This is a genomic window from Rhodococcus artemisiae, from assembly GCF_036327795.1.
GTDB lineage: Bacteria > Actinomycetota > Actinomycetes > Mycobacteriales > Mycobacteriaceae > Rhodococcus > Rhodococcus artemisiae.
The window spans coordinates 174,773-194,714 of the sequence record NZ_JAUTXY010000009.1 but is presented as its reverse complement, the minus strand read 5'-3'; the positions used below and the strand labels follow the sequence as shown (position 1 = coordinate 194,714).

Annotated in this window: 19 protein-coding genes; 12 read left to right on the top strand and 7 right to left on the bottom strand. The window is 66.6% G+C overall.

Annotated elements, in window-relative coordinates; genetic code table 11:
* Position 1: 1 nt before the first annotated feature.
* The 4 genes from Q7514_RS19580 to Q7514_RS19565 all read right to left on the bottom strand — a co-directional run bounded on the left by Q7514_RS19580 (position 2) and on the right by Q7514_RS19565 (position 3,850).
* Positions 2-901, bottom strand: a complete 900-nt coding sequence (locus Q7514_RS19580) for an RNA polymerase sigma-70 factor (RefSeq protein WP_330134934.1) — start codon at positions 899-901, stop codon at positions 2-4.
* Complete coding sequence (locus Q7514_RS19575; protein ID WP_330134933.1) at positions 898-2,046, bottom strand: NAD(P)/FAD-dependent oxidoreductase; 1,149 nt, start codon at positions 2,044-2,046, stop codon at positions 898-900. The genes Q7514_RS19580 and Q7514_RS19575 overlap by 4 nt, the downstream gene beginning before the upstream one ends.
* A gap of 116 nt (positions 2,047-2,162) precedes the next feature.
* Positions 2,163-3,308, bottom strand: a complete 1,146-nt coding sequence (locus tag Q7514_RS19570) for a DUF2786 domain-containing protein (RefSeq protein ID WP_330134932.1) — start codon at positions 3,306-3,308, stop codon at positions 2,163-2,165.
* 44 nt (positions 3,309-3,352) lie between these two features.
* A complete protein-coding gene (locus Q7514_RS19565) occupies positions 3,353-3,850 on the bottom strand; it encodes a MarR family winged helix-turn-helix transcriptional regulator (RefSeq protein ID WP_330134931.1) in 498 nt (165 codons plus the stop codon).
* A gap of 121 nt (positions 3,851-3,971) precedes the next feature.
* Between Q7514_RS19565 and Q7514_RS19560 the strand changes: the two genes are divergently transcribed.
* A complete protein-coding gene (locus Q7514_RS19560; protein ID WP_330134930.1) occupies positions 3,972-4,508 on the top strand; it encodes a DUF1772 domain-containing protein in 537 nt (178 codons plus the stop codon).
* Between the two features lie 14 nt (positions 4,509-4,522).
* Here Q7514_RS19560 and metG read toward each other — a convergent pair whose 3' ends face one another.
* A complete protein-coding gene (metG, locus tag Q7514_RS19555; RefSeq protein ID WP_330134929.1) occupies positions 4,523-6,079 on the bottom strand; it encodes a methionine--tRNA ligase in 1,557 nt (518 codons plus the stop codon).
* Positions 6,080-6,101: 22 nt separating this feature from the next.
* Here metG and Q7514_RS19550 point away from each other — a divergent pair, with 22 nt between their 5' ends.
* From Q7514_RS19550 to Q7514_RS19525, 6 genes are all read left to right on the top strand, one after another.
* Positions 6,102-6,932 carry a TatD family hydrolase gene (locus tag Q7514_RS19550; protein WP_330134928.1) on the top strand — a complete coding sequence of 277 codons (831 nt, stop codon included), beginning with the start codon at positions 6,102-6,104 and terminating at the stop codon, positions 6,930-6,932.
* 42 nt (positions 6,933-6,974) lie between these two features.
* A complete protein-coding gene (locus tag Q7514_RS19545) occupies positions 6,975-8,033 on the top strand; it encodes a maleylacetate reductase (protein WP_330134927.1) in 1,059 nt (352 codons plus the stop codon).
* A 111-nt stretch (positions 8,034-8,144) separates the two neighbouring features.
* Positions 8,145-8,609, top strand: coding sequence for a DoxX family protein (locus Q7514_RS19540; protein ID WP_330134926.1), 465 nt, complete (start codon positions 8,145-8,147; stop codon positions 8,607-8,609).
* Between the two features lie 373 nt (positions 8,610-8,982).
* Complete coding sequence (locus tag Q7514_RS19535; protein ID WP_330134925.1) at positions 8,983-10,110, top strand: transglycosylase family protein; 1,128 nt, start codon at positions 8,983-8,985, stop codon at positions 10,108-10,110.
* Positions 10,111-10,149: 39 nt separating this feature from the next.
* On the top strand, positions 10,150-11,055 hold the full coding sequence (rsmA, locus tag Q7514_RS19530; RefSeq protein WP_330134924.1) for a 16S rRNA (adenine(1518)-N(6)/adenine(1519)-N(6))-dimethyltransferase RsmA: 906 nt from the start codon (positions 10,150-10,152) through the stop codon (positions 11,053-11,055).
* A 252-nt stretch (positions 11,056-11,307) separates the two neighbouring features.
* Positions 11,308-11,511: a cold-shock protein gene (locus Q7514_RS19525; RefSeq protein WP_054717914.1), complete on the top strand. Its 204-nt coding sequence runs from the start codon at positions 11,308-11,310 to the stop codon at positions 11,509-11,511.
* Positions 11,512-11,587: 76 nt separating this feature from the next.
* On the opposite strand, the gene Q7514_RS19520 is transcribed toward Q7514_RS19525, so the two are convergent.
* A complete protein-coding gene (locus Q7514_RS19520) occupies positions 11,588-11,857 on the bottom strand; it encodes a hypothetical protein (RefSeq protein WP_132471425.1) in 270 nt (89 codons plus the stop codon).
* A gap of 67 nt (positions 11,858-11,924) precedes the next feature.
* Positions 11,925-12,893, bottom strand: coding sequence for a helix-turn-helix transcriptional regulator (locus tag Q7514_RS19515; RefSeq protein ID WP_330134923.1), 969 nt, complete (start codon positions 12,891-12,893; stop codon positions 11,925-11,927).
* An 86-nt stretch (positions 12,894-12,979) separates the two neighbouring features.
* Here Q7514_RS19515 and Q7514_RS19510 point away from each other — a divergent pair, with 86 nt between their 5' ends.
* From Q7514_RS19510 to Q7514_RS19490, 5 genes are all read left to right on the top strand, one after another.
* The gene (locus Q7514_RS19510) at positions 12,980-13,906 is read left to right on the top strand and encodes a 4-(cytidine 5'-diphospho)-2-C-methyl-D-erythritol kinase (protein ID WP_330134922.1); all 927 of its coding nucleotides are present in this window, start codon (positions 12,980-12,982) and stop codon (positions 13,904-13,906) included.
* A 50-nt stretch (positions 13,907-13,956) separates the two neighbouring features.
* A complete protein-coding gene (locus Q7514_RS19505; RefSeq protein WP_330134921.1) occupies positions 13,957-15,744 on the top strand; it encodes an ABC-F family ATP-binding cassette domain-containing protein in 1,788 nt (595 codons plus the stop codon).
* 170 nt (positions 15,745-15,914) lie between these two features.
* Positions 15,915-16,349, top strand: a complete 435-nt coding sequence (locus tag Q7514_RS19500) for a DUF6069 family protein (protein ID WP_330134920.1) — start codon at positions 15,915-15,917, stop codon at positions 16,347-16,349.
* A 299-nt stretch (positions 16,350-16,648) separates the two neighbouring features.
* Entirely contained in the window at positions 16,649-18,934 is a 2,286-nt protein-coding gene (ppsA, locus tag Q7514_RS19495; protein WP_330135028.1) for a phosphoenolpyruvate synthase, read from the top strand.
* The gene (locus Q7514_RS19490) at positions 18,931-19,929 is read left to right on the top strand and encodes an Acg family FMN-binding oxidoreductase (protein WP_330134919.1); all 999 of its coding nucleotides are present in this window, start codon (positions 18,931-18,933) and stop codon (positions 19,927-19,929) included. Before ppsA ends, Q7514_RS19490 begins: the two co-directional genes overlap by 4 nt.
* Positions 19,930-19,942 lie beyond the last annotated feature (13 nt).

Genomic DNA, 19,942 nt, shown 5'->3' with positions numbered 1-19,942 from the left:
GTCACGAGGGTGACGATGCCCCGAATCGGGTCAGTTTGTCGGGGTTGCGCACCGCGTAGACACCGGTGATCAGGCCGTCTGCGATCTCGAAGAGGAAGACGAGGTCGAGCACGCCGCGTGAGTACACGATCACGCCTGGTGCGGTGTTGACGATTGCGGTGTCCATCGTCATGTCGGGTAGTTCCACGCGTGCGAGTCCGGAGAACAGGCGTGCCACCTTCTGCGCGCCGTGGACCGGCACCTTGGCCGCTGTGACCTTGCCTCCTCCATCCGCGATGTACACGGCGTCGGGTGCGAGCAGCCGGAGCAGTCCGTCGAGATCGCCGGTCATCGCGGCCGCGAAGAACTCACCGACCACGCGGTCGGTCTCCTCGTTTGCCGGTGTGAACCGCCGTCGACGCTCCTGAACGTGGTCGCGGGCGCGGTGGGCGACTTGCCGCACGGAGGCCTGGGTGCGGTCGACGGCGTCGGCGATGTGCGCGTAGTCGAATCCGAACACCTCCCGCATCACGAACACCGCCCGCTCGAGCGGACTCAGCGTCTCGAGGACCAGGAGCATTGCCATCGACACCGATTCGGCGAGTTCGACTCTCGCAGACGGATCGGTGCCGCGCTCGTCCGTAGCGGTGAGGAGCGGTTCGGGCAACCACGGCCCGACGTATTCCTCACGCCGCCGCTGTGCTGAACGCAGCGAATTGAGTGCCTGCCGCGTGACGACCTGAGCCGCGTATGCGCGAGGATCCTCGACCGTGTCGGGCTCGACCTTCGCGAACCGCAGGTAACTGTCCTGGAGCACGTCTTCGCTGTCGGCGACGCTGCCGGTGATCTCGTAGGCGATCGAGAACAGCAGGCCACGGTGGTCGGTGAACACCTGGACCGACGACGTGTCGTCGGAGTTCACCGTGCGACCACGGTGTCGGGGGTGGGGCCCGCCGGGATGTAAGGCGCGTGGCCTCGGGCTTGGCGTTGCATGAACCAGATGGTGCCACGCAGGATGCCTTCCTTGGCGAGAGCACCCGGCCGTCCTCGTACCGCCGTCGCGCGGGGTGTGTCGGCGGACGTGGTGAACTGCAGCGCGGCCCGACTGCGGCCCAGCGAGATACACTGTGCGACGAATCCGAGCGACAGCGACTCGGGGTCGTGCCCCTGCAATACATCCCACACGGTGCCGGCGCCGTGCACGCCGAGCGGAATCGCGGCCTGACAGCTCATCCGGACGTAGGGCCGGTCTGCGATGGTGACGGCGTCGCCCACACCGATCACGTTGTTGCGGTTCGTCGACCGAAGTGTGGCATCGACGCGCAGGCGGCCGGAGTCGTCGACGTCGAGTCCGCTGCGGCGTGCGAGATCGGGTACCGAGAATCCTCCCGCCCACACGGTGAGGTCGGAGGGCGACTCGGTGTCGTCGTCGAATCGCACAAGGCCGTCGGTGATCTCGGTGACGGCTACGCCTGCCAGGATGTCGATGCCGAATCCGGTCAGGGTGCGCCGCAGGTATCGGCGGGTGCGATCGGGGAGGTCCGGGCCCGGATCGCCGACGAGGGTGTAGCGGTGCCTCCGGTGCGCCGAGGCGAGTTCGGTCACGGTTTCGATGCCGGTGAATCCGCAGCCGACGACCGTGACCGTGGCGCCGTCGGGTAGCGCCTCGATCGCGGTGTGCAACGCCGACGCGGCTTCGAGGTCGGACACCGAATACGTCCGTTCGCCACCCGGAACGTCCACCCGGGCCGGTCCGCTCCCGACCGCGTACACAACGGCATCGCATGTCAGTACCGATCCGTCTCCGAGAAGTACTGCACCGTCGTCGATCCGTTCGACGGTGCCCACGCGCAGTTCGGCGCGGGGATGGAGTAGGTCGGTGAGGTCGTGTGTCGCCGATCCGGTCGCGGCCGCGTGCTGATGCAGCCGGGTTCGTTCGACGAACACCGATCGCGGATTCACCACGGTCGCCGCGACGTCGGGGTGTTCGGAGAGGAGCCGGTTCGCGGCCATCACCCCGGCGTACCCGGCGCCGACGACCACCACGTGGAATCGGGTGTTGTTCATGGTTCTCGCCCCAATACAGTCGTGTCGAAATGCAGACGTGTCGAATGTGTCGGTGATGGGACACCGCCCGGATCGGGAATGTGACACACCGCAGAAAAGACCTCGGGGTGGGGCGCTCAATGACCGAGCGGCGACCGTCCCGGCGCGAGCAATGCGTTCTCGGCAGCGTCGCGTCCGGCGTGGAAACCGTCGGAGTCGACACCGCGACCGCCCGAGGAGCGGGTGGTGGGGAACAGGCGCCGGAACTCCGCGTCGACTGCTTCGGAGCGTCGCGCGAGGATGGGCGCGAGATCGGTCATGGGTACCCGCGCGTCGGCGGCGGCCTCGGCAGTGGCGTGGGCCTGGACCTCGCGGAGCCGCTCGCCGATGCGGTTCGCGAAACCGGTGAGGAAGGCGCGGCGAAACGAGGTGGCGCCGCCACCGCGTCGGCCGGCGGTTCCGGCCGAGTTCATGGCGCGGGTGCTCTGGACGAGCAGCGACGTGAACAGCATTTCGACCTGCTCGAGGTCGACGACGGTGCCGACGATGGTTGCGATCTGCACGCGCGTGAACCACACCGTGCGGACCCGGTTCGCGTCGCCGATCGCGGTGAGCAGCAGTACTTTCTCCCTCGCGTAAGGACGTTCGAGGTGGAGGCGTCGGCCCCTGACCGGGTCGGTGGACGACCCGGCGCTGTCGAGGACGGCCGCGCCCACCGCGTACCGGGTCATGAGCTCCTGGGCCTTGGCGGTGAATGCCTCGGCCTCGTCGGGGAATTCGGTGGATTCGGCCTTCGAGAGCAGCCCGCGGATGCGTTCGAGCACACGCGGATCCGGGGCGGAGTGAGCGGTGCCGTCCGGTGCCGTGCGGATCTGAGGCCACAGCGACGGAGGCGTGGTCAGGTGGGTGAACCGGGGGAGGTATTTCCATGTGTAGGCGAGCCCGTCGACCTGGAACCGCGACACGTGCGGCAGTACGCGGAACAGGCTCGCCGCGAACGGGCGGTCGGGTTCGGTGATGCGAGCGATCGCGGGGTGGCGGTCGCCGATCGTGCGGACCTGGTGCAGCCATTCGGTGGGCGCGCGGTGGGCCGCCCGGGTGCGGTGGGCATCGAACAACACGGACGCGGCGGCGAGGGGGACGTCGGTGGGGTCGCCCGAGTGCGCGGCCATGTGGAGTACGTCGGCGGGCTGCCACCCGCGCTCGTAGGCGCTGTTCAGCTCGTCGAGCAGAATCTCGGCGCGCACCTCATCGGTTCGAATGTATGTTCCATTGCTCGGCATGAGGAAAGTGTGGCGGACGGCACCGACAAGTTCCGTCGCCGCAGCTAAGAAGGGTCTTTCGGGGGTCGATCACGGTTGTGCAGTGCAGCGGTTTCACGTCCGACCGTGTCGGCGAGACCACTCGTCATACGCAGGAGAATCGCGAGTTCGTCGTCGGTGTAGGTGTCCAAATGGGTGGCGACCGCGGAACCGAGGCCGGCGAACAAAGGGGCGACCGTGTCGGCGGCCGCCTCATCTGCGAGTTCGACGAGAACCCTGCGGCGGTCGGCGGTGTCGCGAGTGCGTCGGACGTATCCCGCCCGCTCGAGCCGGTCGATCATCGCGGTGACCGCGCCGCCGCGGGTGATGCCGATCCGGTCGGCGAGTTGTCCCGGTGTCCGGGGACCGTCGAGGCCGAGGATGTTCAGGCAGGTCAGATCGGTGACCGCGATGCCGAGATGGGCGGCAACTGCGGAATGGAACATCACCGAACGTGACGCCTGGCGCCGCAGCGCGTCGTCGAGCGAATTCAGGACCGCGCTCCGGGTTTTCCCTGATGTCATCACGCACCCTCCGGAATATTCTCTCTAATAGCGAGCAACTCTAAATCAGAGAATAATCGACCGGGAGTGGATGATGAGAAGAGCCATACGAACACTGTGCCTGTGTCTGCTGGTGGTTTTCGTGGGAATCCAGTTCGGTGCCGGCTGGTACGAGAAACTCGTGGTCGTCCCACTGTGGTCCGACGCCCCACCCGACCGGATGCTCGGGATCATGCACGACTCCGGCATGTACTCGGCCGGACGGGTGTTCTGGCCGTTCGTCTCGCCGGTAGTGGCACTGCTCGCGGTGGTGAACCTGGTATTGGCGTGGCGCGCGACGTCACCGAACCGCCGATGGTGGCTGGTCGGTTCCGTACTGATGACCGTGTACGCCGTGTTCAGCTACGGATACTTCGTGCCTCAGATGCTGTTGTTCCAATCCGGCGGCGATCAATGGTCGGCGCAGGAGATCGAGTCGTTCGCGACGTGGTGGACCGGCCTGAACTACGTACGGATGTTCATCGGCGGCCTCGGCTGGCTGTGCGCGCTGCGGGCCTTGTCCCTCTCCTCGGCGCCGTCCCTCTCCTCGGCGCCGTCCCTCTCCTCGGCGCCCGAGGCGGAGACACAGCCCGAGACGACAGAGTCCGGGCCGCAACGGATGCAGCCCGGACCCGGATGACGCGTGGGGTGTGCTCAGTCCTCGTCGACGAAACGCGGGAACACCGGCGATGGTGCCGGTAGTGCGGTGCCCTGCACGAGACGCGTCGCGATATCGGAGAACTGCCGGGCCTCCGGCCCCTGACCGAGCAGATCTAGGATCTTGGAGCCCGCATCCGGCATCACCGGCTGGACCAGGATGCCCACGACACGCACGACCTCGAGCGTCACGTACAGCACCGTGGCCATCCGCGCGGGATCCGTCTTGCGCAGCACCCACGGCTCCTGGGCCGAGAAGTACCGGTTCGTCTCGCCGAGCACATGCCAGATCGCTTCGAGACCGAGGTGGATCTGCTGTTCCTCGAACTCGACGCGGACCTTCTCGAGCAGCGCATCGGCCTGCGCGAGCATCGCCTCGTCCTCGGCAGTGAACTCACCGGGCGTCGGAACCTGCCCGTCGAGGTTCTTCGCGACCATCGTCAACGACCGCTGCGCGAGATTGCCCAGATCGTTGGCGAGATCGGCGTTGATACGGGTGACGATGGCCTCGTGGCTGTAGCTGCCGTCCTGGCCGTACGAGATCTCGCGGAGCAGGAAGAAGCGCAGCGGATCGAGGCCGTACTTCTCGACCATCTCGATAGGGTCGACGACGTTGCCGACCGACTTCGACATCTTCTCGCCCTTGTTGAACAGGAAGCCGTGCACGAACACCCGCTTGGGCAGTTCGAGACCGGCCGACATGAGGAACGCCGGCCAGTACACAGTGTGGAAGCGGGTGATGTCCTTGCCGATGATGTGCAGATCGGCCGGCCAGTACCGCTTGTACGACTCCGACTCGGTGTCGGGGAACCCTGCGCCTGTGAGGTAGTTCGTCAGCGCGTCGACCCACACGTACATCACGTGATCGGGATGGCCGGGAACGGGCACACCCCAGTCGAAGGTGGTGCGGGAGATCGACAGGTCCTTGAGTCCGCCCGAGACGAAGCTGACGATCTCGTTGCGCCGTGTCGCGGGGGCGATGAATTCGGGATGCTCGTCGTAGAGCTTCAGGAGCTTGTCCTGGTACGCCGACAAGCGGAAGAAGTACGTCGATTCCTCGGTCCACTCGACCGGCGTGCCCGTGTCGGTGGACAGGCGCGACCCGTCGTCCTGCAGGGTGGTCTCGGCCTCGGTGTAGAACGCTTCGTCGCGCACCGAGTACCAGCCCGCGTAGGTGTCGAGGTAGATGTCGCCGTTGTCGACCATGCGCTGCCAGATCGCCTTGCTGGCCTCGAGGTGATCGTCGTCGGTGGTGCGGATGAACCGGTCGTACGAGACGTTGAGGAACTTGTCGAGAGCCTCGAACACATCGGAGTTGCGCCGCGCGAGTTCCGTGACGGAGATTCCCTCCTTCGATGCCGTCTGCTGCATTTTCAAGCCGTGCTCGTCAGTGCCGGTGAGGAACCGGACGTCGAAGCCGTCGAGGCGCTTGAATCGCGCGAGCGCGTCGGTGGAGATGTACTCGTACGCGTGCCCGATGTGCGGGACCCCGTTGGGGTACGCAATCGCGGTGGTCACGTAATACGGCGGGTGGGTGGGATCGGCGACAGTCATGATGGCCATTACTTTATAGGGCGTGAGTAGAAGTCGTCCCGCCCCCGAAGCCCCGGAACCGCTGGCACCCCTCGTCGATGCCCATACCCACCTCGATGCGTGCGGTGCGGTCGATGCGGTGACCACCGCGGCGATCGTGGATCGGGCGGCCGCGGTGGGCGTCGGTCGGGTGGTCACGGTCGCCGACGACCTCGCCGCCGCGCAGTTCGCGGTGCGGGCCGCGCACTGGGACCCGCGGGTGTTCGCGGCCGTGGCGATCCATCCCACGCGAGCGAACAGCCTCGACGATCCGACACGCGCCGAGATCGAGCGGCTCGCCGCCGACCCGCGGTGCGTCGCGGTGGGGGAGACCGGCCTCGATCTGTACTGGCCGGGCAAACTCGACGGTTGCGCCGAACCTGCTGAGCAGGAAGAGGGATTCCGCTGGCACATCGATCTGGCGAAGCGCCTCGGCAAGCCGCTGATGATCCACAACCGTGAGGCCGACGACGATCTGCTGCGGGTGCTGCACGACGAGGGTGCGCCCGAGACCGTGATCTTCCACTGCTTCTCGTCGGGCCCCGAGATGGCGCAGGCGTGTGTCGACGCCGGCTACCACCTGAGTTTCTCGGGCACCGTCAGTTTCAAGAATGCCAAGGCGTTGCGCGAAGCCGCGCCCCGCGTGCCGCGCGAGCAGGTCCTCGTCGAGACCGACGCGCCGTTCCTCACTCCGCATCCGTTCCGTGGCGCACCCAACGAGTCGTACTGTCTGCCCTACACGGTGCGGGCCCTCGCAGAAGTGCGTGGTGACGACGCGCTGGAACTCGCCGAAGCGACTACTGCGAATGCCGAACGGGTGTACGGACTTTCGTGAACCTACCCTGCATCGGTACCCCGGACGTGAGACCGTGGCTGCATGCACAACTTCGTCTACACGGCACAACCGGCTCGGGTGATCTTCGGTGTGGGCACCGCGTCGGCGGTCGGCGAGGAGGTTCGCCGACTCGGTAGATCGCGCGTGTTGCTGCTCGGTGGCGAGCACGTGCGTCCGCAGGCGGATCTCGTCGAACGTGCGCTCGGGTCGTTGCAGGTAGCGCGCTTCGACGGTGCGGTGATGCACACGCCCGTCTCCGTGACCGAGCGTGTTCTGAAATATGTCACCGAACATCAGGCCGATGCGGTGGTCGCCGTCGGTGGTGGATCGACCACAGGTCTGGCGAAGGCGTTGGCCGTGCGAACCGGAGTCGATCAGGTGATCCTGCCGACCACTTACGCCGGTTCGGAGGTCACGCCCACGCTCGGAGAGACTGCGGACGGGGTGAAGACGACGCGGTCGTCGCCCGACATCCTGCCGGAGACTGTGATCTACGACGTGGAGTTCAGTGCCGGTCTGCCTGTGCCGATGGCTGTCACCAGCGCCGTCAATGCGTTGGCGCACGCGGTCGAAGCGTTGTATGCCGAGCACGCCAATCCCATCGTCGACGCCCTCGGGTTGCAGGCGATCGCCTCGATCGGCCGGGGCCTTCCTGCGCTCGGTGTGGACGGTGCGGATCTCGAGGGCCGCTCCGATCTGTTGCTCGCCGCGTGGTTGTCCGGGGTGTGCCTCGGGTCGGTGGGGATGGCCCTGCATCACAAGTTGTGTCACGTTCTCGGCGGATCGTTCGATCTTCCGCACGCCGCGACGCACACTGTGATGTTGCCGCACGTCATGGCCTACAACGCGCCGTCGGTCCCGGGGGTGATGGCCGGAATCGCCGAAGTGCTCGACGTGGACTCGGCGCCTGTCGGTGTGTACGACCTCATCGTTTCTGCGGGAGGGCCGACGACTCTTGCGGAACTCGGTATGCGAGAGGCCGATCTCGACGATGCCGCACGGCGGGCGACCGAGAAGACGTATCCGAATCCGAGGGAGGTGACGTACGTGGGGGTGCGTCGACTGCTCGGCGAGGCGTTCTCCGGGGCACGTCCGGAGTGACTCCGGCGACATCGCCGCGGCTTCAAGTTGAACCTACAACCTTCGGCTGTTATTTTGGTTGAACAGTCAACCAGAAGGGGCCTTTCGGCCTCGGTACCGAAGGGCTTTTCCATGAGTACTCCGCTCGTCCGTGACATCGGCATCCTGATCGCCCGGCTCGGCCTCGGCGCGATCCTCCTGACCCACGGGCTACAGAAGCTCACGGTGTGGGGCCAGTCCGGCACTGCTGCGGCGTTCGAGGGGATGGGCGTGCCTGCGCCTTCCCTGGGCGCATTCGTCGCGACCTGGGTCGAGATCCTCGGCGGTATCGCGCTGATCCTCGGTCTGTTGGTCCCCGTCTTCGGTGTCCTGCTGTTCCTCGTCATGGCGGGCGCGTTCGTGATCGTTCACGTCGGTAACGGCGTGTACGTGGCCGACGGCGGCTTCGAGCTCGTTGCCGCGCTCGGCCTCGGAGCACTGCTTCTCGCTGTAGTGGGTGCGGGGCGCTTCAGCGTCGACCGCTTCCTCGCGCCGAAGCTCCCGTTCCTCTCGCAGGAGGCTCCGGCGCAGCGGGAGCCGGCTCGTAGCGCCGCGTGATCGATCTCGGTGGTCGCAGAGGCGGCTGCCGATAGCAGCCGAAGGGCGCATCGCAGGTGATTTCCGATCACCGCGATGCGCCCTTTGCTTGTTTTCTCCTTGTTGCCGGGTGGTGCTCCGGCCGGAAGATCAACGGCGCATGCAGCCTTCGGTAGGAAATTCATCAAAGCCCGCGAAGGAATGTTATTCCGGCCACAATATCGGCGAATCGGGCAAAGGGTGATCCTTTGTAGCAACCCGTGTTGTTATCGAAAATGACGATTCATAACCAGATGGTTATCTTCATAATTCCAGGTAGAGCGCGTGAAGTTGTCAATTCAATTCATGTTCGTTACCGTGCCGTGATCCGAGTCGTCGTCTGTCTGGAATTGTTGTGTCACCCTTCACCAAGATCAACCGAATCAAATCGCCGGTGTTCTTCGCAGTCGTTGCGGCGCTGTTCGTAACCCTTGCGGCCGGCGGAATCACCGCACTCGTCAAGCACAAGGACGTCACGCTGGATATCGACGGAGAGCAGCGCGCCTTCGGCACGATGAGCTCGAATGTCGGCGACATCCTTGCTGCCGCCGGTTACCAGGTCGAGGAGCACGACGTCGTCGCTCCGGCCGTCGATTCCGCGGTGTCCGACGGCGACACCATCGTGCTGCGTCAGGCCCGCGAGGTCGTGCTCACCGTCGACGGTGAAGAGCGCACCGTGTGGACCACTGCGCTCACCGTCGACGAAGCACTCGCGCAGTTCGAGCTGAACGACGACGTGTATGTCTCTGCATCGCGTTCGCACCGCTTGCCGCTCGACGGCACAGAGCTCGAGGTCGTCAGCCCCAAGACCGTGCACTTTGCCGACAACGGCGCGCCGGCCGCTCCCGTGCGTCTCGCCGCACCGACCGTGGGTGAGTTCCTGAAGGTGCACAACGTCGCCCTCGAGCAGGCCGACAGCGTGAATCTCCCCCACGATGCCGCGCTCGAAGAAGGTATGGAGCTCGTGGTGACCCGCGATCGCGTCGACAGCCGCACCGAGACCCTGCCGATCGAGGCGCCCCAGAACCGGGTCGACGACCCGAACATGGCCGAAGGCGAGACGGTGCTCGACAACCCGGGTGCTCCCGGTGAGCGTTCCGTCACCTTCGACGTCCACACCGTCAACGGTGTCGAGGTCGGCCGCACCGAGACGGCGTCGAACGTTCTGACCGAACCGCAGCCCGCGACCCTTCGTGTGGGCACCATGCCCAAGCCTGCCGTCCCCGCGTCCGGTCGGGCGTCCACCTGGGATTCCATTGCGCAGTGTGAGGCCACCGGAAACTGGTCCATCAACACCGGAAACGGCTTCTACGGTGGCTTGCAGTTCACCCAGCAGACATGGGCCGGGTTCGGCGGTACCGAGTACGCGCCGCGAGCCGATCTGGCCACCCGCGAACAGCAGATCGCGGTTGCGGAGAAGGTTCAGGCAGCACAGGGCTGGGGCGCATGGCCGTCCTGCACCAGCAAGCTCGGCCTCCGCTAGGACGACATGCCGTCTACTCCGGTGCGCTAGGTTCGCCTCGTGCACGCAGACGATTCAGACGCCACCCCGGCTTCTCCGCGCGGCCTCGCCGCGTTGCTCGGACCCGCAGAGGTCCGGTCTCTCGCGGAGGAGTTCGGGGTGCGTCCGACGAAGCAACTCGGTCAGAACTTCGTTCATGACGCCAACACGGTGCGGCGCATCGTGGCGGCCGCAGGAGTCGGCCGCGACGACGTGGTGCTCGAGGTCGGGCCAGGGCTGGGGTCTTTGACTCTGGCCCTGCTCGACGTCGTCGATCGTGTCGTCGCGGTGGAGATCGATCCCAGGCTGGCCGAACGGCTGCCCACGACGGTCGCTGCTCGTGCCCCCCAGCTCGCCGATCGCCTCGACGTGGTGCCGATGGATGCGATGAAGGTATCGATCGCCGATCTACCGTCGCAACCGACCGCGCTCGTCGCGAATCTTCCTTACAACGTGGCGGTTCCGGTGCTGCTGCACCTGTTCGCCGAAATCCCCTCGCTGCGCACGGCTCTGGTGATGGTGCAGCTGGAAGTGGCCGATCGCCTTGCTGCGCAACCGGGTAGCAAGGTCTACGGCGTGCCGAGCGTGAAGGCCCGATACTTCGGCGATGTTCGCCGCGCCGGCTCGGTGGGGCGTTCGGTGTTCTGGCCTGTGCCGAAGGTCGAGTCGGGCCTCGTGCGCATCGACCGTTACGAAAACCCGCCGTGGCCCACCGATCCCGGGCACCGCAAGACCGTGTTCGCTGCGGTGGATGCGGCGTTCGCCCAGCGCCGCAAGACGTTGCGTGCCGCACTGAGCGGTTGGGCGGGATCGCCTGCCGAGGCGGAACGGCGCCTGGTCGCAGCGGCCATCGAACCGTCGACACGGGGGGAGCGGCTCGATGCGGCGGCATTCGTCCGGCTCGCGACGATCGGAACTGAGGGCTGAGTCGACCGAGGGCCGAATGAACTGAGGGCTCGGTCACCGTGCGGTGGCATCGAGGCGCGATGTGTGGTCTACTTGAGTCTGGTCGTTAGGTAGTGTGTTTGTGGTTTACCCTCGCACATTTCTAGTTGCGAGCGGATGCGATACCACCACGGAATCGGTTCAGCCGTCGAGTGACAGACCCGGAAGTCGAGACCGACTTCCGACGAGACAGGACGGCGAACGAGCCTCCTGCCTGCAAGTGAAGGAACAGCAATGGCTGAAGGTACTGTGAAGTGGTTCAACGGCGAAAAGGGCTTCGGCTTCATCGCTCCGGCCGATGGTTCGGCTGACGTCTTCGTGCACTTCTCCGAGATCCAGGGCCGCGGCTTCCGCACCCTCGAGGAGAACCAGCGCGTGAGCTTCGAGATCGGCCAGGGCCAGAAGGGCCCGCAGGCCACCGGTGTCAACGTCATCTGACACAGGCTTCTCATCAGCAGGCCGGCACCCGTTTCGGGTGCCGGCCTGCTGTGTTCTTGTCGAGAATCGAACTGCGTCAGCCGATGACGGCGCCGTGCCCGACGATGCCCACGTCCGAGGAACCGGTCGACGAACCCGTCCCGTCGGCCGAACCGGTGGCGATCCCAGCGGATCCCGTCGGCGGGTTCACGCAGTCGACCATGTTCAACGAACGCAGGACGAGGTCGCCCAGGGAGCACACACGAGGTGCAGGTGCAGGCTCGGCCGATGCAGTGCCTGCGGTACCCAGGGCAGCTGCCAGTGCGAACGCGCTGACCGCGACGGTGCTTCGCAGAACTCGTCTCATGTATTTCCTCCAGATCCGACGCCGGTGATGTGATGACGGCGATCGCCCGAGCATAGTTGCGCTGACGTCACGCGCGCGAGTACCTGTCGGCGAGAAACCGCAGCCGCTCGCTCTGCGCCCGACATGCGTCGCGCAGGCCGGCGGGTTCGAGCACCGTGAAGTCCACGTCGAAGGCGACGAGCCACTCGGCGATACCGTCGAGCGACCGTCCGCCGAGCACGATCGCGCACGTTCCGGCGTCGATCTGCTCGAGGCTTCCCCACCTGTCGTCCACCATCGGGGTGATGGTCTCGAACGGTGCGTGCAGCAGCACCCTCGCGGTCACCGGTGCCGCGCCGCGCGCGATGCCGCGCGAGACGAACTCTGCCGCACCTCCCGGTGGAAGCTCGCGCGGAACGAACCGCGGACCGGTGGGGATCTTCGGCTCCATGCGATCCACGCGGAACGAGCGCCAATCGTCGCGTGCGAGATCCCACGCGACGAGATACCAGCGCAGTCCCGCGCGCACCACCCGGTACGGCTCCACCTCCCGCCGCGACGATGTGCCGTCGTGTGTGCGGTAGTCGAAGCGCAGACGCTCGTGGTTGTGGCACACGGTCGTCACGGTCGCGAGCAGTTCTGCGTCGACCGCGGAGGCAACCGGACCATGGTCGACGACATCGACCTTCAGGGCCTCGAGTCGATGCTGCAACCGTGAGGGCATGACCTGCCGCAATTTTGCGAGAGCGCGAGTCTCGGCGTCGCCGATGCCGGTGACCGCGTCGTTGGTGCCGGAGCGCAACGCGAGTGCGACGGCCACGACCTCGTCGTCGTCGAGCAACAACGGCGGCATCTCGGCGCCCGCGCCGAGCCGGTATCCACCGCCGACGCCGACATTCGCGTCGACGGGGTATCCGAGGTCGCGGAGCTTCTCGACATCGCGTCGGACCGTGCGGGTGGTGATCTGCAGCCGCTCGGCAAGCTCGGTGCCGGACCATTCCCGTCGCATCTGCAGGAGCGACAGGAGACGCAACAAACGGGCGGAGGTTTCGCGCATGATCAGACTGTGTCACGGATAACGGACAGTTTCCGTCCTCGATTGTGGGCATTGCTGGGGTCGCGGCGCGGGTAAGCTGTGTATTCGTGCTGTCCGTCGTTCCCGCCTCCGTCACCGTGCGGGCTCCATCCAAGGTCAACCTGCACCTCGCGGTCGGGGACCTACGCCCCGACGGCTACCACGACCTGCGCACAGTGTTCCAAGCGCTGTCGCTGCACGACCAGGTGACCGTCGCCCCCGCCGACACCCTCCGCGTCGAGGTCCGTGGCCCCGACGCGGCGTCGGTACCCACCGATTCGTCGAACCTCGTCTGGCGCGCCGCGGAGATGGTCGCCGAACGCGCCGGGCGCACTCCCGACGTCGAGATCACCATCGACAAGGGGATCCCCGTGGCAGGGGGCATGGCCGGCGGCAGCGCGGATGCGGCTGCCACGCTCGTCGCTCTCGACGCGCTGTGGGGGCTCGGTGCCGGCCGCAGCGATCTCGACGAGATCGCCGCCCAGCTCGGCAGCGACGTCAACTTCTGCCTGCACGGCAACACCGCGCTCGGAACCGGACGCGGCGAACAGCTCGTACCCGTCCTGTCGCGCGGCACCTTCCACTGGGTGCTCGCGATCGCGAAGGACGGCCTGTCGACACCCGTCGTCTTCCGCGAACTCGACCGACTGCGCGCGAGCGGTGATCCGCAGCGCGTGGGCGACGCCGACGAGTTGCTGCACGCGCTCGGCGCCGGCGACCCACACGCGCTCGCTCCGCTGCTCGGCAACGACCTGCAGTCGGCCGCGCTGTCACTGAACCCGGCGCTGCGCCGCACCTTGCGGGCAGGCGTCGAAGCGGGAGCGCTCGCCGGCATCGTGTCCGGCTCCGGGCCCACCTGCGCGTTCCTCGTCGACGATCAACGCGCCGCCGTCGAGGTGAGTGCCGAACTCTCAGGCGCCGGGGTGTGCCGAACCGTGCGCATCGCGTCGGGTCCGGTGCCGGGCACGCGCGTCGTCGATCCCGCTCGATCCTGACATCCCCATACCGATACACCGATACACAACTCCGGAAGGCTCTGCACCACGTGGCGAATCTGATCAACCTCGAACAGGTCTCGAAATCCTTCGGCATCAAGCCGTTGCTCGACTCCGTGTCGCTCGGGGTGGAAGAGGGCGAACGCATCGGCGTGGTCGGCCTCAACGGCGGCGGCAAGACCACGATGCTCGAGGTGTTGGCAGGCCTCGAGGAACCGGACTCCGGTCGTGTCAGCCGGGTCGGCGGCCTACGCATGGCCGTGGTCACCCAGCGTGGTGTGCTCCCCGAGGGTTCGACGGTGGGTGAGGTCGTGCTCGGCCCCCTCGGTGTCGCCGAACACGAGTGGGCGGGCGATGCACGCATCCGTTCGGTACTCGCCGGGATCGGCATCGACAAGCTCGGTCTCGATGCCGTCGTCGACGGATTGTCGGGCGGCGAACGGCGACGTGTAGCGCTGGCGGCCGCGCTCGTGCAGGAACTCGACCTGCTCGTGCTCGACGAGCCCACCAACCATCTCGACGTCGAAGGTGTGCAGTGGCTCGCCGAACACCTGCTCGCGCGGCGCAGCGCGCTCGTCGTCGTGACACACGACCGGTGGTTCCTCGACACCGTCGCGACCCGCACGTGGGAGGTCGTCGGAGGCAAGGTCGAGTCGTACGAAGGCGGCTACAACGACTGGATCTTCGCGCGGGCCGAGCGTTCCCGCCAGGCCGACGCGATGGAGGAACGCCGGCGGAACCTGGCGCGCAAGGAGTTGGCGTGGCTGCGTCGCGGCGCGCCGGCGCGCACGTCCAAGCCCAAATACCGGATCGAGGCCGCGGAAGCACTCATCGCCAACGTTCCGCCGCCGCGCGATTCGGTGGCGCTCGCGTCGTTCGCGAAGCGCCGGCTGGGTCGCGTCGTCATCGAACTCGAAGACGCCACCCTGGCCACTCCGGACGGTCGCGAACTCGTCCACGATCTGACGTGGCGGCTCGGGCCGGGAGAGCGCATCGGTCTCGTCGGAGTCAACGGATCCGGGAAGACGACGCTGCTGCGCACGCTCGCCGGTGAGCGCGAACCCGCGTCCGGCAAGCGAATCGAGGGGCAGACGGTCGAGATCGGCTGGCTGCGACAGGAACTCGACGACCTGCCCACCGATATGCGGGTGCTCGACGCCGTCAAGGACGTTGCCGAGCGAATCATGCTGGGCGACAAGGAAGTATCGGCCGGTCAGTTGGCGGAACGACTCGGGTTCACCCCCGCCCGTCAGCGCACTCCCGTCGGCGATCTCTCCGGTGGGGAACGTCGTCGTCTGCAGCTGACGCGCGTGCTCATGGCGGAGCCCAACGTGCTGCTGCTCGACGAGCCCACCAACGACCTCGACATCGACACCCTGCAGCAACTCGAAGATCTGCTGGACAACTTCGCCGGGACACTCGTAGTCATCAGTCACGACCGGTACCTGGTCGAGCGCATCTGCGACTCGACGTGGGCGTTGTTCGGCGACGGCAAGCTCACCAACCTGCCCGGCGGCATCGAGGAATACCTGCGACGGCGCGCGGCGATGGGCGACGGAGGCGTGCCGTCGGTGGCGTCCCAGGTGTCGAAGGGCGCGGAGGCGTCGGCGCCGAAGCGGGACGGCGCCTCAGAGCGTGCCGCGCGTAAGGAACTTTCTCGTCTCGAGCGGTCGATCGCCAAGCTCGACGAGCGTGAATCGAAGCTGCACGTTCAACTTGCCGACGCGGCAACCGATCCCGAGCGACTGCAGAAGCTCGACGCCGAGCTGCGGCAGGTGGTCGCGGACAAGGAAGCTGCCGAGGAGCAGTGGATGGAGCTTGCCGACACGCTGGACTAGCGGGGCGGAAAGTCTCCACCCCTTGTGCGGGTTTCCGTTGGCTCACGACCCACGGGAACCCGCGGAGGGCAAGGAAAGTTTCCGGATCCGTGATCTTTCCTCTTGACCTCGAGTCTGCTCGAGGTTGCAGGCTGGGCGCAGTCCGTTGAACACGCCAAGAGGAGAGCAACATGTCTGTCACCCGAACATCTTCTGTTTCATCGACATCCGTGTGGTCGCGCGACTACGGGCGTCCCACGATCGTTGTCGCCTCGGTCCTCGCAGCGTTGGTCGCCAACCTCGTGCTCTGGCTGGTCGGCCTGTTGGCCGGTGGGTCGTTCGAGCACACCGACGCAGGGACGATCGCGAGCGCGGCGCCGGGCGGCGTGGTGCTCATGACCGTCGTCCCGCTCGCGGTCGGGCTCACCGTCGCTGCGCTGCTGAGCCTGTGGTGGAATCCGATCGTACGGATCGCCCAGGTGGTCGGTGCGCTCCTGCCGCTCGCGACGATCGCAGGAACGATCAGTGCGGACTTCGACGGTCCGAGCAAGGTGACGCTGGTGCTGATGCACGTCGTCATCGCTGCGGTGGCCGTGCTCGGGCTCGAGAAGATGCGCGATCGCTAGACGGTATGCGCAGCCCGGCGCCGAGTCAGGGGTGCGGGCCCGGCACGGGACGCGGTCACGCCTGGAACCAGGCTCTGGCCGCGGCCCGTGACCGGGGGCGACGGCGGTAAACCGGCAGAGGTTCGCGAGACGGCTGACCATTCGGGCAGATCGTTGTTCAGACAGCACACGCCCTGCGCGAACTGCGGTGGACGGGTCGGAGAATATCGGTGACGCGGGACCTTCTGCTCTACGGATGCAGCCCGGATGCGGCGACGATGAATGTGCCGGAGAAGTCGAGATCGTTTCGAGCCGCCACCATGGATGAACACAATATGTGGATACGACCGATCGATACGGTGAGTGCCGACGATGCACCCACAGTGGGTGGAAAATCCGCCAATCTGGGCGAGCTGACACGGGCGGGTTTTGCGGTGCCTGCCGCGTTCACCGTCACGACCGATGCATACGTCGACGCGATGGAGGCCGCGGGAGTACGCGCTCGACTGGCCGCCGAGGCTGTCCCGGCTCCCGACATCGACGACGCCACGCTCATCCGTACTTCGGCCGAACTTGCCGCGCTGGTGACAGATGCCCCGGTTCCGCGCGAGTTGAGGGAGGGCATCGTCGCGGCGTACGAGGCGCTCGGCGTGGATGTTCCGGTGGCGGTGCGCTCGTCGGCGCCTGCCGAGGACGCGGCGGACACTTCCTTCGCAGGCATCCACGAGTCCTACACCAACATCATCGGTGCCGACGCGGTAGTGCGTGCGGTGCAGACGTGCTGGGCATCTCTCTGGTCGGAACGGGCCCGCACCTACCGCGGGTTGCGCGGGGTGACGGATGAGCCGTCCATTGCCGTCGTCGTGCAGGTCATGGTCGAGTCCGAGGTCTCCGGGGTGGCATTCACTGCCGATCCACGAACCGGTGACCTCGATCGCATCGTGATCGAGGCGGCGCTGGGTCTCGGTGAAGTGGTTGTCGGCGGCCAGGTCGAGCCCGACACCTATGTCGTGGCCAAGGACGCCTTCGAGATACTCGATGTGCACCTCGGTCACCAGGAGTTCCAGATAGAGTCGACCGACGCAGGCGACAGACGAATCGCGGTCGACCCGGTCCGCAGCACTCGCGTGCTCGACGACGAACAGATCGACCGCGTCGCGCGTGTCGCCGCGGGAGTCGAGCAGCATTACGGTCGTCCGCAGGATCTCGAGTTCGCCTTCGCGGATGGCGCGTTGTGGATCGTGCAGACCCGCCCGATCACCACACTCGACCGGTCGGCAGTCGGAGGTCCATCCGGCAACGGTGAGGTGACACCATTGCTGACCGGCCTCGGCGCTGGCCCCGGGACGGCCACGGGCAGGGTCCGGGTGCTCCACGAGCTGGTCGACGGCAATCGCCTGACCGACGGCGAGATCATCGTCGCACCCATGACCCGACCGGATTGGCTGCCGATCCTGCGACGCGCCGGTGGCATCGTCACGGACGGCGGCGGCATCACCTGCCACGCGGCGATCGTCGGGCGCGAGCTCGGTAAACCGGTCGTGGTCGGTGCACGCACCGCAACCACAGATCTGCGAGACGGGCAGGTGATCACCGTCGACGGTGACGCGGGTGCCGTGTTCGAGGGGGAAGTACACGCTGCCGTCGGTCCGTCCGCCGCGGCGACTCCGGCCTCGGCGGTGCCGGGTGTCGCTCCGACCGTCACGGCCACGTCGGTGTACGTCAACCTGGCAACTCCGGATGCTGCGGAATCGGTCGCGGCCACCGATGTCGACGGGGTCGGCTTGTTGCGGGCCGAGTTCATGATCACCGAGGCGCTGGCGGGGGAGCATCCGTCGCACATGATTGCACAGGGTCGGCGCGAGGAGTACGTGGCGAAGATGACCGACGGGGTCGCCTGGATCGCCGCGGCGTTCACGCCGCGGCCGGTGGTGTACCGGGCGATCGATCTGCGCAGTAACGAGTTCGCGGATCTTGAAGGCGGCGAGGTCGAGCCGGACGAGGAGAACCCGATGATCGGGTATCGCGGGTGCTTTCGCTACGTACGCGATCCGCAGCTGTTCTCATTGGATCTCGATGTGCTGCACCGTGTTCGGGGCAGGTATCCCAACGTTCACCTGATGATCCCGTTCGTGCGCACCCGATGGGAACTGAAGGAGTGCCTTGCCCAGCTCGACGCGCACCCCCTCGGGGCTGATCGCCGGATGCGGCGCTGGATCATGGCCGAGGTGCCGTCGGTGGTGTATTGGTTGCCGGAATACGCGAAGCTCGGCATCGACGGCGTGTCGATCGGCAGCAACGACCTCACGCAGCTGATGCTGGGTGTGGACCGGGATTCGGAAGTGTGCAGGGACCTGTTCGACACCCTCGACCCAGCCGTCCTCGATGCGATCGACCACATCATCGACAGGGCCTCCGCGGCGGGATTGACCACGTCGCTGTGTGGCCAGGCGGCATCGACGAGCATCGACCTCGCGGAGCACTTGGTGCGGCGGGGCATCACGTCGGTGTCGGTCACTCCCGACGCTGCGTCGCGGACGAGGAGGATGGTGGCGCAGGCCGAACAACGGATCCTGCTGGATCGCGCACGCGAGGTCGGGCGGTGACACCCGCGGAGGCGATGCCGGACCGCCGTACCGTCGAGTCCGCAGTCGCGCTGTCCAGCCGCGCGCCGTCCCTGCACAACAGCCAGCCTTGGCGGTGGATTCTCGGTGCGGATGCGTTGACGCTCTACACCGACAACGATCGCATTCTGCCGGCCACGGATCCGTCCGGTCGCCAGATGGTGCTCTCTTGCGGGGCGGCGCTCGACCATGTGCAGAGAGCGCTCGCCACGGAACGGTGGTGCGCGGTGATCGAGCGGATTCCGCATTCGCCGGACCAGCAGTGCCTGGCGGCACTCCACTTTCGCCGAGTGGACGAAGTGTCCGATGTAGACGTCCGATTGGCGGCGGCGATCCCGGGGCGCCGCACCGAGCGGTTGCCGATGGACTCACCGCCGCAGTGGCAGCAGACCGTCGGCTTCCTGCAGGAACTCGTCGAGGAGGCCGATGTACACCTCGACGAGATCAGCGAGCACGAACGACCTGCACTCGCCGGCATGTCCCGGCAGCTCAGTGGTGAACGCCGTTCCGACCCGGCCTACCAATCGGAACTTCGCTGGTGGACCGGGCACGCGGCGTATCCCGATGGCTTGCCTGCCGAGGCGCTGCCGGACCCTCGATGGACGGTCGCGACAGAACGGGAGTTCCCTGCCGGTCGCGCAGCGAGCGACACCGTCGGCATAGAAGAAGACCGCGCAGCGATCCTGCTGCTCTCGACCACCACGGATTCGCGACTCGACTGGTTGCGGTGCGGTGAGGCACTGTCGGCAGTCCTTCTCGCCTGCACCTACTGCGGACTGGCGACCTGCCCGGTCACCCACCTCACCGAGTCTGCGGCTACTCGAACCTCTCTCGCTTCGCTGGCCGGCGGCGACGGTGTGCCCCAGGTGCTGATCAGGGTGGGTATGCGAACGCCCACCCGTTCGGGACCAACGACGCCGAGACGGCCCCTCTCGGAAGTGCTGTTTCGGGAGCGTCCGGGAGATGCGCGATCGTGAATTCCGAAACGTA

Excerpts from the sequence above, each read along its gene's own strand:
- Q7514_RS19575 (WP_330134933.1), bottom strand. The coding sequence starts at position 2,046 with ATGAACAACACCCGATTCCACGTGGTGGTCGTCGGCGCCGGGTACGCC.
- Q7514_RS19570 (WP_330134932.1), bottom strand. The coding sequence starts at position 3,308 with ATGCCGAGCAATGGAACATACATTCGAACCGATGAGGTGCGCGCCGAG.
- Q7514_RS19565 (WP_330134931.1), bottom strand. The coding sequence starts at position 3,850 with ATGACATCAGGGAAAACCCGGAGCGCGGTCCTGAATTCGCTCGACGAC.
- metG (WP_330134929.1), bottom strand. The coding sequence starts at position 6,079 with ATGACTGTCGCCGATCCCACCCACCCGCCGTATTACGTGACCACCGCG.
- Q7514_RS19545 (WP_330134927.1), top strand. The coding sequence starts at position 6,975 with ATGCACAACTTCGTCTACACGGCACAACCGGCTCGGGTGATCTTCGGT.
- Q7514_RS19540 (WP_330134926.1), top strand. The coding sequence starts at position 8,145 with ATGAGTACTCCGCTCGTCCGTGACATCGGCATCCTGATCGCCCGGCTC.
- Q7514_RS19525 (WP_054717914.1), top strand. The coding sequence starts at position 11,308 with ATGGCTGAAGGTACTGTGAAGTGGTTCAACGGCGAAAAGGGCTTCGGC.
- Q7514_RS19520 (WP_132471425.1), bottom strand. The coding sequence starts at position 11,857 with ATGAGACGAGTTCTGCGAAGCACCGTCGCGGTCAGCGCGTTCGCACTG.
- Q7514_RS19515 (WP_330134923.1), bottom strand. The coding sequence starts at position 12,893 with ATGCGCGAAACCTCCGCCCGTTTGTTGCGTCTCCTGTCGCTCCTGCAG.
- Q7514_RS19500 (WP_330134920.1), top strand. The coding sequence starts at position 15,915 with ATGTCTGTCACCCGAACATCTTCTGTTTCATCGACATCCGTGTGGTCG.
- ppsA (WP_330135028.1), top strand. The coding sequence starts at position 16,649 with ATGGATGAACACAATATGTGGATACGACCGATCGATACGGTGAGTGCC.